This is a genomic window from Opitutia bacterium ISCC 52, assembly GCA_014529675.2.
GTDB lineage: Bacteria > Verrucomicrobiota > Verrucomicrobiia > Opitutales > UBA2995 > UBA2995.
In genome coordinates this window covers 1978759-1992177 of record CP076040.1, presented here as the reverse complement: position 1 = coordinate 1992177, position 13419 = coordinate 1978759, and the positions used below count along the sequence as shown (strand labels likewise).

Sequence of the window (13419 nt, the reverse complement as noted above, 5' to 3'; positions counted from 1 at the left end):
ATCATTAAGCGTAGATAAACGATCTAAAATTCTATCACGCAATTATATCATGTACCACATTACCAAATACATCGGTAAGACGGAAGTCTCGACCTTCGTGGCGGTAGGTCAGTCGCTCGTGATCCATACCTAGCAAATGTAGAATGGTGGCGTGTAAATCGTGCATGTGAACGGGATTCTCCACGGCGTATTGACCAAACTCGTCGGTGGAACCGTAAACCATACCAGGTCGAACGCCACCTCCAGCCAGCCAAATTGTAAAGCCAGTTGGATTGTGGTCGCGTCCATCGCCATTCTTTTGGGCGTAAGGGGTACGTCCAAATTCTCCCCCCCACCAGACGAGTGTATCTTCAAGGAGACCTCGCTGCTTCAAATCAGTTAGGAGCCCCGAAATGGGCTTATCCACCGCCATGGCATGCTCCTTGTGCTCAGGCATGTCATTGTGCTGATCCCAAGCTGGGTTATTGGAGTTGTCTGCGTAGTTAACTTGGATGAAACGTACGCCTGATTCGGCCATACGACGAGCCATGAGGCATTGACGACCGTAGTTGTCGGTATGCTTCTCATCGATACCATAAAGTTTCTTGGTTGCCTCAGACTCTTTGGAAAGATCAAGCACCTCCGGTGCATTCGCCTGCATTCGCCAAGCTAGCTCGTAAGAATTGATAACGGCTTCAAGCTCCGTGTTGACTGGTTGGTTCTGACACTGCTCGTGGTTCATGGCCTGCAGAAGGTCAAACTGCTTGCGCTGCTGATCAGGACTCATCGAGGCATTCTGCAAATTATTGATACCGAGATCGCTTGCTTTCATCCCTGCACGTCCCAGTGCGGTGCCTTGATAAACAGCTGGGAGAAAGGCGTTGCCGTAATTGCGAGGTCCACCATTTCCCATAGCCGGACTTAAGCTGACAAACCCTGGAAGGTCTTCGTTTTCAGTTCCCAGACCGTAATTGACCCAGGCCCCGACAGACGGACGAATAAAATTCAGGGAGCCCGTATGCATAAAGAGCGTCGCTGGACCGTGAGCCACCCCTTCGGTATGCATGGAACGAATGATACAGCTATCATCCGTGTGCTTCGCCATCTCAGGAAACAGATCAGATACCCAAGCACCATTTTGACCACGTTGCTTGAAGTCCCAAAGAGATTGCATCACCCGCTGATTGGAACCCATGCCTGTCTTGGCCAGAATTCGCTGGTCAGTGAAGTCGAGCATGCGGCCATGATCTTTGGCTAATCGTGGCTTGTAATCGTAACTATCAACCTGACTGACCCCACCTGCCATGAACAAGAAAATGACTCGCTTGGCTTTTGGAACCAGATGAGGAATCTTTGCCGCTAGCGGATTCGGAACCGAAGCAGCAGCAGCTTGTTGAGCGATTCCCGCGGCTGCCATGTAGCCAAAACCGCATGCCAAATTTTTCAAGGCATTGCGGCGTGACATGGGTTGCGGACAGTTATTCATTGGAGGTATCTAAAATCAATCGTTCCAAATAGAGTTTGAAATACAGAAGACCATTCTTCAACAGATTCACTGGAAAGTCCATCCTGAAGGTATCCACTAATCAAAGTCCGTTCTTGAGCAGAAGGTGTTCGGCCAAGCGTTTGAAGAAATGCTGTGTTTAAGCGGCCTTCAGGATCTTTCTCCTGTTTAAGCAGGTTCTTGGCCGCGTCCCTTGATTGTTCTAGAACAAATGGATTATTCAATAGATAAAGTGCCTGAAGCGCGACGGTGCTCACGTTTCTTTGACCGAGAGAAAAATTGATATTTCCAAAATCAAAGAGCTCAAACAGCTCGTGTCTTTTTACCCGAAATGCCGGTGTATACACACTCCGTCGGGTATCTTTGAATACGTAGTTGTACTCTACGTTCTGAGCGGCAGTATTGTTGGCATTAATTTCACCCGCTCCATCGATGTTGGGGCCAAACATGGTGAGATCTAGGTTTCCATTCACTGCGAGAATGGCATCACGCAATTGCTCCGCATCGAGACGTCTTCGTGGATAATACAAAAGGAGACGATTATCGGGGTCTAATTTAACGGCCTCTTCATCGGGTAACGTCGAAAGCTGCCAAGTTCTTGAGAGAACAATCTCTCGCACCATCGCCTTAATGGACCAATCATTGTCATGAACGCGTGCAGCCAAGTAATCGAGCAATTCCGGGTGTGAGGGCGATTCGCCGGTCGTGCCAAAGTTGTCTACGCTTCGCACAAGACCCGCGCCAAAAAGCCACGTCCATATCCGATTGGCAATGACCCGCGAAGTAAGGGGGTTGTCGGGGCTTACCATCCACTCTGCTAATTCCAAGCGACCGCTAGTAGTGTCGGGTATCGAAGGTGCTTCTCCGAGGGTAGCCACTTGTAAAAATCCACGTGGAACGACCTCACCCTTGCGGCTTTGAATACCACGAATGCGAATCGCTGAATCTGTTGGCTCAGGATCTTCCTTCACAGTCATGGCCAAAGGCCTAGACTTCAGTTTCGCGCTAATGGGCTTAAGCTCTTTCTCCAAGGCCACGATTTCATTCTTTAAATCAGCATAGTATTGCTTGCTCTCTGGACTTTCAGGATCAGTGTCATCGATCAAGAACCATTGCACAGCATCCACCACCACGTAACCATCGGTATCCTTATTGGTGATACGCAGGAAATTGTGGTCACCAGGCTCCAATTCAAACTGCCCGATGGAGCGAAATCGCCCATACTCCGTTAAAGGGTCCCGTTGATCCATCAGTACCTCGGTCTCACCACCTGCATGTCGGATGGTAATCGGGGTTTTACTCGACCTCGTTGCAGCCGGTGAATAGGCGATACGAATATCATAAAGACCAGGGATTGGAATCTTAGGCCTAAATGTCAGCGAAGCTTCACCTTTACTGGAATCCCCATCGTGGTAGTAGCCTTCACCGATGTAGTTTTGAAAGAACTGCGAGAACAACCAATCGCCTTCGACCTCGGCTGAACGCTCATCCAAAATGATTCCTGGAAAGGATCGGCTGGACTTTGGAAGACCTGGAGATGGAACATTCACCGTATGTTGATTACATAGCTTCTGCTCATTCTTTTTAAAAGTAAGCTTAGGCGTAAGCTGTTTCGATAGCATTTCCGCTTCAGCCATTTCCTTAGCTGCCTGTCCCTCCAAAGGCAGTGGCGTAGCGACCCAACGCGCTACATTGTCCGTATAATTGAACAAAGTACGTGTACTTTTAAAAATACCGGCCAAGGCGTAGTAATCAGAGGTCGGTACAGGATCGAATTTATGGTCATGACAACGAGCGCAACCCAGCGTCATTCCCATAAACGCCTTCCCAATGGTATCGATCTGCTCGTCGATGACATCGTATCGAAGAAGCTGCTTATCTTGTTGCTCGTAGTTGGTCGGGCCCAAAGCGAGAAAGGCGGTCGCAGTCAATTGGCGGCTTCGCTGTTTTGGATCCTCGTAAGGAAGCAAATCTCCAGCTAATTGTTCCCTTATGAGCTGATCAAAAGGCATGTCGTCATTAAAGGCTTTGATCACATAATCACGAAAACGCCAGGCATCCTTGAACAATAAAGTCCTGCCTCCCCCACTCGACTCCGCAAAACGAGCGACGTCCAACCAATGACGTCCCCAGCGTTCACCAAAATGAGGAGAAGCCAGGAGTTCATCGACGACGCGCTCAAATACATCGGGCCTAGAATCATTGACGAATGCATCAATCTGCTCGGGGGTTGGAGGCAGTCCGATGAGGGCAAAATAGATGCGTCGTACTAACTGTTCCTTGCTCGCATCGGCCACCGGGTTTAGGCCGGCCTCTTTTTGAGCTGCTACTATGAACTGATCGATAGTCGACCTGGCCCAATCACTCTCTGTTAAGGTTGCCGGAGTGGATTTTTGAACAGCTTTAAACGACCAATGACCTTTTGCCCGGTCAGCGTTGGGAAGGTTCTGCCAGTTATTCGTATTTACCCTAGGATCAAATGCACCCGCTTGTATCCAAAGCTTAAGCTCGTGGATCTCATTTTTGGAAAGAGCAATGGCTTTATGTGAGTCATCGGATAACACCTGAAGCAACAAACTTCCTTCTGCGTCAGATGCTTGAACAGCTGGACCTGTTGCGCCACCGGTTAGCCACCCCTCCTTGCTATCCAAACGCAATCCGCCAGCTTGCTGATCCTGACCATGGCATTCGATACATTTTCCCAGCAAAAGAGGACGGATTTTTTTCTCAAACTGTTCCTGCTCGGGTGACGCAGCAAGGGGCAAGGCCAAGCCTACAAGCACCCAGAGGCTCGAAAAAATAAAGGCAGACGATTTCTTCGCAGGGGCAAACATTGAGAACACCTGCTAAAAAAGCGTGAGAGTATCTATCTGTCGAGGATAATTGGACGGCTTGTTGCTGATCAATTGAAACGGCGCTTTCGGCGATAGCGCCCTACCTTCAGACAGAAAATGAAACCGAGTAAGAGGTAGGGACCGATCGCCGAGCGGTCCGAATACAGAAGAAAAGCAAGGATCGACGGTGTCACCCCGGAGGTCACGCACGCAACTTGCTCCTACAAAAAGACTGCCCCTACTCCACCGGCGTCAGTTTCGTCGGATAGCGACGATAAGCATTCCATTCACCGAGGTAGATGGCGCTTTCACTGTCCACATAGAGATCATGCCCGTGATAAAAAGTAGGAAGGGTTTGGTAGAGCGGTTGGAGTTGTCCGTTTTTATAAACAGGTTTGTTTCCGCCAGGAGCGCTGAGGACTTTCTTTGTTTTGCGATCCATGATGATCAGGAATCCCGACTCCTTCTGTCGCTCACCAGTACCGTTTTCCTTTGACCAGCATACAGCAGTGTAAACTTTGTCGTCCTTGAAAAATAGTTGTCCAGCGTGGGCACCGGGAAGATTCAAGGTTTCGACGTACTCGCCTTCCAGGGTGAAAGCCTTAAGCTTGTTTTCATTGCGCGAAGGCACCCACACAAGCGGCTGTCCGGGATTCGACATATCAATGGAAATCCCATGCGCATTGGTCAGATGTCCTGGATCCCCTTCTTTTCGGCCGCCCCAACGACGCACGAGTTCACCTTCCATGGTCATTTCAAACACGAAATCGGTAGCATAGCCATCAGCGATCAGAATCGTGCCTTGAGGTGTCACCGCAACATCACAGGGCATGAACTGCCTAGCACCAGGTTCACCGATTCCCATCTCAAAAGGCGTAGGCAATGCCTTCATAATGGTGCCATCCGTTTTCATGATCGTCACCCGCCCATTGTTCGGTGTGGCATTCCAGCCTTCAGCTTCGAAGTGCCAGCCACAATCGACGTGGATTAAATACTCCTCACCGGCCTTTTCAAAAAACTCCAGACCGTGACCGCCAACCAGGCCCTTCCCGAATGAGCGCACAAAGGTGCCATCTTTCTCAAAGACAACAAAGGCATTCCAAGGATGATCTGTAACAACATAGATCTGCCCTTCGCGACTTTCCGCTATGGCATGCGCGTTGATAACCGGTGCAACCGAGGGATCCGCTTTCCCCCAATGAAGGTCTACTTCATATTTTAGTCGTTATGCCCCAAGACCAAACCATGAGCATGGGCTTCGTCTTTTCCATGCAATGGAGCTGAATGATCACCATGCCCCTTTAATTGATTAATCCCGCAAATATAGATAAGCAGGCAGGCGATAGATATAAACGTATTGTATTTCATGTAACCCAACAAGGGAGATAGGAAAGGATCAGCAGGGAGATTATTACTCAAAGAAATTGATGTAATTGGGATGTATTTTTCTAGCGTTCAAGTTTTGGAGATATCCAGCGTCGAAGGAGATAGAATCATCCTTCGTGAAGTCTTCAAAGTAAGCAAACTGTCGGCCCTCGCCTAAGCCCCAGGTATCCACCCAGAATCTATTTACGCGTATGGGCGAACTCGATACATTGCGAATGTGAAATCCTTCCCAAATCCAAGGTGATTCATTTCCTTTCGCAGCCCCGCCCACTTGGGAATAAAATACGGGTTGATGATTCTTAAGCCCCTTACTCAAGACCAACTCATTGTCCAACCACATCACTTCGCTAAACCCACCTTTTAGGCGATATTGCCCCTGAGCAGAGGTCCACGTAAAGAATACATGAGATGCTCCAGGAGCAGGGTCATAAAACTTAGAATTATAAAGGAACGCGTTTCTACTTTCGTACCAAGGTCCATAGGCAGCGTAGATATGGTCTTTGAACTCACAATCCGTAACGGTCTGATAGGTACCCTCCGAATTAAATACAAGCCATCCATTGAACGCTTTCTTTGCTCCCGGGAGGTCTTTCATGACACCTGCTTCCGATTGATCGAGACCAATAAAAGTACATCCTCTGGCGATATGATTTTGGTTGTAATAATGACGGGACATTGGAGTTTTTTGACCACTAAAAAGTGCTGATTCGATACCCGAGTTCGCCGAATCACGAATGGTCATATTAACCAATTCCAGGTCAAAGGATCCTGATACCATTGACGAGTTCGTTTGTGAGACGGATCCATCTTTAAGCAGGAATTTTTGAGAACCGCCTCCATTATAATAAACCTCACCGCGCCAGTTCCGCGTATCTACATTGTCGACAACAACGTTTTTTGACTGCGAAGAGTCCCAGGTAGCAATCAACTTGTGAGAGATATCCCACTGGTAGCGCTTATCATCCAATGAATACCATTCTTTTCCGGTATGAACAGGGACAGCCCCACCGTTGATATCAAGATTACGTAAGGTAAAATTTTCTACGTCATCCAAAACAAACATATGATACCTCCGAGCATTCTCGACGAATCCGTCTCGATTGACCTCTTCCAACCAGCTTGTCAGTGGAACCTTTCCCCAAAAAAATAATTCAATAAAGGTGCTTGGCTCGCCCTGAGCATCTACATCGCCAGCAAATGTAATGTTGTCTGCCGTTACATTAAACAGAGCATTTTGTATACGTTTGCCATGTCGGATGGTGGGGATTCCCTCTTTAATTTCGATATCCTCATGCTCAGGCCAGAAGTCGTACTTACCAGCCGGTAAATAGATCATACCTCCCTTTGACTTTCTGGCATCATTGTATGCGGCCAACACTGCAGGGTAATCATTTAAACCATCGTCTGGAATGGCTCCGTATTTTTCAGAGGTCACATCATATACTTGCTTTCTCTTTTCCGGAAGCGCCTTGGTTGTCACCTCACCGTATCGCCAAGCTGAAAACTGAGGGGCGTCGCCATTTTTCCGATACGCGGACATGTTCGTTACCGAAGCTACTCGGTAATAATAAACAGTCTCCTCCTCCAAGCCATCAATATCCACATAATTATCGGCATTAATCCCAAGCCAGCGGAAAGTACCTGCATCCGTATTATCCGCTGCTTGATTAAATTTTAGTTGGGTGGGATTTATAAATTCAGACTTTGTGGATCGTTGAATAAGCCAGGGAAAACCCCATCGTTCATTGTCGTCCCATTTCAGTGCTACATGATGATGCCCAACCTCAATCAGATTCATCGTAATTTCGCCAATCGGTTCAATAACCGGTTCTGCCTCAGCAGCCATTAGCTCCTGTGGCCTCGCCATGGCAACTTCCACGGGCGGAGGAATTTCATCCAAACTCGGCCGATCTTTGTTTACTTTATTACCGGCACGTTGAAGGGAGAAAACAATAACTCCTCCACATGCGGCTACGATCAAAGCAGAGAGGGTGATTTTAAACCGATTACTGATATACGTGACTGACGAAAATATGAACTACTTAGAGACAGTGAATCAACCAAGAGTATCCATTCTTTTTCAAAGCGGTTGCGTAAACAGAACTTTGGGCTTTTCGGCACTGTAATCAGCCGTAAACCATTGCGCCTTGGCCTGCCCGCCTTCGACCGTGATTCCAAGAAATCCACCTTTCCCGCTAAAATACTGGTGATACTCAGGAACTTTCCCTGGATTGCCGCCGTAGTTATGCTGGTCATTTATTGCTCCGGAGCCGAGTTCCATAAGCCCCGTCTTAGGATCTTTAGACATATACTGCCAGTGCCGATCACCACAAATCACAAAGGTGTTCTTTTGAACGCTGAGAAAATCACGTAGTTCCTGTCCTTCAGTGAAAAATACATCGTTGCCGTGGTTGTCTTTTTTGCCGGCTTTGTCCGGCCCAACTAAAGGACCAGGTGAAATGACAAATTTATAAGTAGCATCCGAGGCTTCGATTGTCCGCTTCAACCAGGCTTTTTGTTTAGCTCCTAAAATCGTTTTCTCTGGACCATCCTCCATACGATTGGAAGAGCGATAGTCGCGATTCTCAGTCATCCAGATCTGGACGTCCTTGCCCCAGCGATAGGTACGATAGGTTTTATCACCCATGGGGACTTGTTCCCGAAACAGCTCCAATCCCTGCTCGAATGTGAGATCGCCATACATCTGCCCCGGCCAACAATCATTCTTTAGCGTATCATGATCGTCTTTCATGAAGTAGGAGGTCACGTTCTGGTGAAAACGTTGGTTATTACCGTAGGCGAACATCAGGTTCCATTTCGCACGGGCCTGTGGAATTGATTTGGCCAAAGGTGCTTTGTCGTAATAAACGATGTCTCCGGTATGAACCAGGAAGTCCGGATCGAATTCCAGCATCTGCTCATAAGTCAGATGCCCTTCACGTCCCGAATCGATACTGCGGATCGCCTGACAGGTCGTCACTATAAACCGAATAGCAGATGCGGCATCCGCTTGGGGTGCCGTTTTAAAATGACCAGAGATCGTATTGGAAACTTGATTAGCCAGTGGCTTTCGCGATTCAACATGGTAGGCATACTCCGTACCCGGCTTGAGTCCCTTTAAGCGAAATTGAAAAATATAGTCACTCAAAGAAGATACCGACTCCCAATCAGTCGAACGTTTCAGCCTTCCATCTTTTGGCCAGTAAGTAACGCGTGTCTCACCAGGCATTCCAGGCACCACGTCAGATGACATTGAACCTTCGTCTTTAGCACCCTCCACCAAACCCAGGGTAAAGATAGGAAGCCGTTCGAAATCGGCCTCCGGAGATTGGGTAAGCCGAACCCAAACGATGGCTGAGTTCTGATTCACTTCTCCCACCTTGGCTCCATTGGCGAAATACGGGCCTTCAGCGCACACAAAAGTCGACCCCCAGCAGATCAAAGGTAACAGAATGAATAGTAATTTGTTAGAGCTCATACCAAAAGACATCGTGGTGAAATTAATCAGGCAAGTTTATAGGCACGCGAACCAGGCAAACCGAGATCAGGAGATCTTCCTGAAGGGTCGTCCGACATCCGATATATTGTAATAAACTATTCCAGTTAGAACCAGAAACACCCCTACAGTTTTGAGGAGCGTGAAGGATTCTCCTAGAATTAAAGCAGCACTAAATACCGCAATCGGCAGCTCCACCGAAGCAAGCACACCACCCAGACTGCTTCCAGTTATTGGAAGTCCTTTCATCAAAGTGATTACAGGCAATGTTTGCCCGATGATTCCCAACACTAGCACCATAAGCAATAATGGCAGGTAATCCTCAGGCAATGGATACCAAAGCTCAGTTGAGAATCCAATAATGACCAGGCATCCAACCAAACCCACGGCGGAGGCAGCAAAGGAACGGAACAAAGGGGTGGTGTATTTCGAGACAGAAGGGGTCAAAATGAAGACGATCGAATAGCAAATCGAAGCAGCAAGCGCAGCCCAGACTGCAGCTAACGCCCCAGGCTCCCTGAAACTGGAAAGGATACGTGTGGTCATAACCGCTCCAATCAGAATGAGCCCAATTGCAAAAACTTTTCGCCAGCTGAACCGCTGATGTCTGGCTATCAGTGAGAAGGTATAGACAACCGGCAGGTACATAAACATCAACGTAGCCCCAATCGCTACCGGCCCTAAACTGAATGCCAGGAAAAGAAAATAACCGACACCGATCGTATCAATTCCGATCGCGAAAAGACCAATCCATTGGATGGGTGTCTGGGGCCGCATCACCGCAAAAAAGGAACGGGAAAACAAGAGGAAGAACAAGGTCGCGAATACCGTTTCGAAAAAGAATACCTGGATAAAGGATGGTCCCATCGCCAAGGCAAGTTTGATCAGCACCCCATGGAAGCCCCAGCAGCAACCACTGATCAGTACAAAGGTTATCCCTTTCCAGCGATCTGACTCCATCTAGATTGAGAACCTCATACCAGAGAATAGTCCCACGGCTTGCGCATTGGAGGCTGTTGGGTAGCTGCTGCCTTCTCATCACCGATGTAGGATTCAGTAATCGGATCCCAATGAATCTTGCGGCCTAACCGAACAGCCGTAACCCCCAGGTGACACATCGTTGCAGAACGATGCCCGATCTCAGCATCACAAATGGCTTTCTTCCTGGAACGAACCGACTCCACAAAGTTCTCAACATGGTCATTGCTCACGTAAAGCCGTTCGGCTCCCAAAGGAAGCGGCTCAGTAAGAATATCGGGAATGCTTGATTCCATATGCCCACGCGTTACCCAAAGCCAACCGGCTGTTCCCTGGAAACGAACTCCGTGTAGCTGACCGAATTGGTTCACTACACCCCCACTCCAAGAACTCGCCAAGGTGCTTCGACAACGATGTACCACTCCACTAGGGTAAACGTATTTAAGTTCATATTGGCTGGCAGCTGTATAACCTCCCGGGATCATGTCGGTGAGCATTTTACCTTCTGCCGAAACGGGACCACTGCGCTCAAAACCGGTCGCCCACAAAGCAATGTCATTATGGTGTGCTCCCCAGTCTGTCATGGTACCACCTGAATATTCCCACCAATAACGAAAAGTTCTGTGCCCACGTTGGGGAACAAAATCGACAGCCTTGGTTTGACCCTGCCACATATCCCAATCGAATCCTGCCGGTATGGGTGCTGAATTAAAAGGTCCCTCGTGTAGCCCCGCGGGAAGATACACATCGATTTCTTTCAGCTCGCCAATACGCTTGTTTCGAACCAGCTCACAGGCCAATCGGAACCGTGGATCACTCCTTTGCTGAGTACCCGTTTGTAGGATACGTCCAGTCCTTTTTTCTGCCTCAACCAAATGCTTCCCCTCATCGATACAAAGGGTCAGTGGTTTTTCACAATAGACATCTTTACCAGCGCGCATGGCCGCTAATGAAACGAGGGTATGCCAATGGTCGACCGTGCCACAGATAACAACATCGACGTCTTTTTGCTCCATTACGTCGCGAAAATCTTTGTAGGCACGTGCTTTGGGAAAGTGCTCTTTGACCTTGGCGATTTGCGCATCATCAACGTCACAGATAGCGACCATATCACCGTAGTAGACCATTTCCCTCGCGACACCTGTCCCTCGTCCACCACACCCAACCAGAGCAATGCCCAGTCGGTCGTTCTTCATTTTAGGAACGGCAGTCGTGGATTGAGCCAATAGCTCCTCCTGATACCACAGAGGGAAAGTAGTGGCGGTTGCAGCAAATCCAGCCGTTTTCAGGAAGCGTCTTCTATTCATAAAATGTTTGGGGAAATAAATTCTGCAAGAACCCTTAATCGACCCAATGTGTAAGAGGCAAGCGCAAGGTCGGATTTCTACTACCTACCAACAGCTCCTTTCTCTTTTTCAGTGATGAAAATCAAGTCGGCATAGAGTAGCACAGGCATCTTGCCTGTGTAGATTTCCGGGAGCGACACAGGAAAGATGCCTGTGCTACTATTCAATACTGAATCGTAGGTAAAAACTCCGGCGCCTTTCTCGCCTGGGTCAGCTGTTCAAAGCCGTAGGCAATTTCGATCAGCTCTCCTTCCGACCAAGCTCGTCCCATAAACGAAACACCAAGGGGCAATCCATGAACCGATGCCGCCGGTACAGTGATGATAGGATAACCTGCCCAGGCACAGGGTGAAGAACTGCCTCCTACACCTCGATCCCCATTGACCGGATCACTGCACCAGGCTGGTCCTCCAGTAGGAGCAAAAATGGCATCCAGGTCATGTGAGCTCATTGCCTCATCAATCCCTTCTCGGGTCCGGTCTGTGATGGAGTCACGGATATCCAGGTACTTATCTTCCTGAAGATCTCCCCTGGTCTCAGACAATTCGAGAATGCCCATCTTAAAGTAAGGCATGGCCTCTGCCTCGTTTTCCCGATTGTGAGCGATGATATCCGCCAGCGTTTTTACACCGGAGCTTGGTGAGGCAGTTTCCAGGTATTTATTTAATCCGTCCTTGAACTCATACTGCATGCGTAGAAAGGATTTTCCGCCCATGTCACCGCTATCAGGAACGATCTCATCAAGACCCACTAATACAGCACCCGCTTCTTCCATGCGTTTCAAAATGGATTCCATGGCTGGCTCAACACCATAATGCATGGATAGCTTGGAGGTCCAAACGCCTATCCTCTTTCCCCTGAGACCATCCTCATTTAAAAACTGAGTGTAGTCATCATGCGAGTGTCCTGCACTTTCTTTCGATTTGGAGTCTCGATCATCGACGCCAACAAGAGCACCCATAAACAGAGCCGCATCGCTTACCGAACGAGCCATCGGTCCGGCCGTATCCTGCGAGAATGAAATTGGAATCACCCCACTCCGACTAATGAGCCCAACCGTTGGCTTGATACCAACCACCCCATTAGCGTTGCTGGGACACACTATCGAGCCATTGGTCTCTGTCCCGATGGTAACGGCACATAGATTCGCTGACACCGCCGCTCCGGATCCAGAGCTGGATCCACAGGGATTGCGGTCGAGCACATAAGGATTTTTTGTTTGTCCACCACGACTACTCCAGCCACTTGATGATTTAAAGGACCTGAAGTTAGCCCATTCACTAAGATTCGTTTTCCCAAGCAGAACCGCTCCGCTTTCCCGAAGTTTCTTCACTAGAAAGGCATCTTCCTTCGCATAGTTTCCGATCAACGCCGTCGCGCCAGCCGTGGTCATCATCTGGTCCGCGGTATCGATATTGTCTTTGATCATGACAGGGATCCCGTGCATGGGACCACGAACCATTCCGGCGGCTCGTTCCTCATCCATCGCGGCCGCAATTTCCAGGGCGTCCGGATTGATCTCGATCACCGAGTTCAGTTTCGGACCGTCTTTGTCGATGGCAAGAATACGATCCAAGTAGAGCTCTGTAATTTGCTGGGAACTGAGTTCACCCAATTCCATCTTTGACTGGAGCTCCTGGATCGAAGCCTCCAGAAGCGGAAACTCATTGTAGCTCGCGGTCGGTCCTGGTTCCTCCATTCCTGGCTCTCCGCACCCCGACAGGAATAAAATAATCCAACTAGGAAGAAAAAAGGAAGTAACTGAAAAGGAGTGGCTCATGAAGATCTTAATATACTCAACGCTTTGAAATGATTGCGCTACAATAATTTTGAAGAAATACCAAAGAATAAGGGCCAGCGGGAACTATGGGAAAATCCTTGAATATCCACTATTCT

At 48.6% G+C, this 13419-nt stretch carries 9 protein-coding genes; all 9 read right to left on the bottom strand.

The features are described from left to right. Positions 1–34: 34 nt before the first annotated feature. Positions 35–1465, bottom strand: a complete 1431-nt coding sequence (locus GA003_08465) for a DUF1501 domain-containing protein (protein QXD29980.1) — start codon at positions 1463–1465, stop codon at positions 35–37. Continuing rightward, on the bottom strand, positions 1462–4317 hold the full coding sequence (locus tag GA003_08460; GenBank protein QXD29979.1) for a DUF1553 domain-containing protein: 2856 nt from the start codon (positions 4315–4317) through the stop codon (positions 1462–1464). The genes GA003_08465 and GA003_08460 overlap by 4 nt, the downstream gene beginning before the upstream one ends. 238 nt (positions 4318–4555) lie before the next feature. Next, the gene (locus tag GA003_08455; GenBank protein QXD29978.1) at positions 4556–5380 is read right to left on the bottom strand and encodes a 6-bladed beta-propeller; all 825 of its coding nucleotides are present in this window, start codon (positions 5378–5380) and stop codon (positions 4556–4558) included. Positions 5381–5535: 155 nt separating this feature from the next. After that, on the bottom strand, positions 5536–5736 hold the full coding sequence (locus GA003_08450; protein ID QXD29977.1) for a hypothetical protein: 201 nt from the start codon (positions 5734–5736) through the stop codon (positions 5536–5538). Then, entirely contained in the window at positions 5729–7684 is a 1956-nt protein-coding gene (locus tag GA003_08445; protein ID QXD29976.1) for a hypothetical protein, read from the bottom strand. The genes GA003_08450 and GA003_08445 overlap by 8 nt, the downstream gene beginning before the upstream one ends. Before the next feature lie 99 nt (positions 7685–7783). Next, positions 7784–9181 (bottom strand): alkaline phosphatase D family protein, encoded by a 1398-nt coding sequence (locus GA003_08440; protein QXD29975.1) that lies wholly within the window; start codon positions 9179–9181, stop codon positions 7784–7786. Between the two features lie 66 nt (positions 9182–9247). Next, positions 9248–10159: a DMT family transporter gene (locus tag GA003_08435; protein QXD29974.1), complete on the bottom strand. Its 912-nt coding sequence runs from the start codon at positions 10157–10159 to the stop codon at positions 9248–9250. A gap of 14 nt (positions 10160–10173) precedes the next feature. Further along, complete coding sequence (locus GA003_08430; GenBank protein ID QXD29973.1) at positions 10174–11484, bottom strand: Gfo/Idh/MocA family oxidoreductase; 1311 nt, start codon at positions 11482–11484, stop codon at positions 10174–10176. Positions 11485–11686: 202 nt separating this feature from the next. Then, entirely contained in the window at positions 11687–13303 is a 1617-nt protein-coding gene (locus GA003_08425; protein ID QXD29972.1) for an amidase, read from the bottom strand. Positions 13304–13419: the final 116 nt, after the last annotated feature.

Coding starts and splice junctions, on each gene's coding strand:
- GA003_08460 (QXD29979.1), bottom strand. CDS start 4,317: ATGTTTGCCCCTGCGAAGAAATCGTCTGCCTTTATTTTTTCGAGCCTC.
- GA003_08430 (QXD29973.1), bottom strand. CDS start 11,484: ATGAATAGAAGACGCTTCCTGAAAACGGCTGGATTTGCTGCAACCGCC.
- GA003_08435 (QXD29974.1), bottom strand. CDS start 10,159: ATGGAGTCAGATCGCTGGAAAGGGATAACCTTTGTACTGATCAGTGGT.
- GA003_08425 (QXD29972.1), bottom strand. CDS start 13,303: ATGAGCCACTCCTTTTCAGTTACTTCCTTTTTTCTTCCTAGTTGGATT.
- GA003_08440 (QXD29975.1), bottom strand. CDS start 9,181: ATGAGCTCTAACAAATTACTATTCATTCTGTTACCTTTGATCTGCTGG.
- GA003_08465 (QXD29980.1), bottom strand. CDS start 1,465: ATGAATAACTGTCCGCAACCCATGTCACGCCGCAATGCCTTGAAAAAT.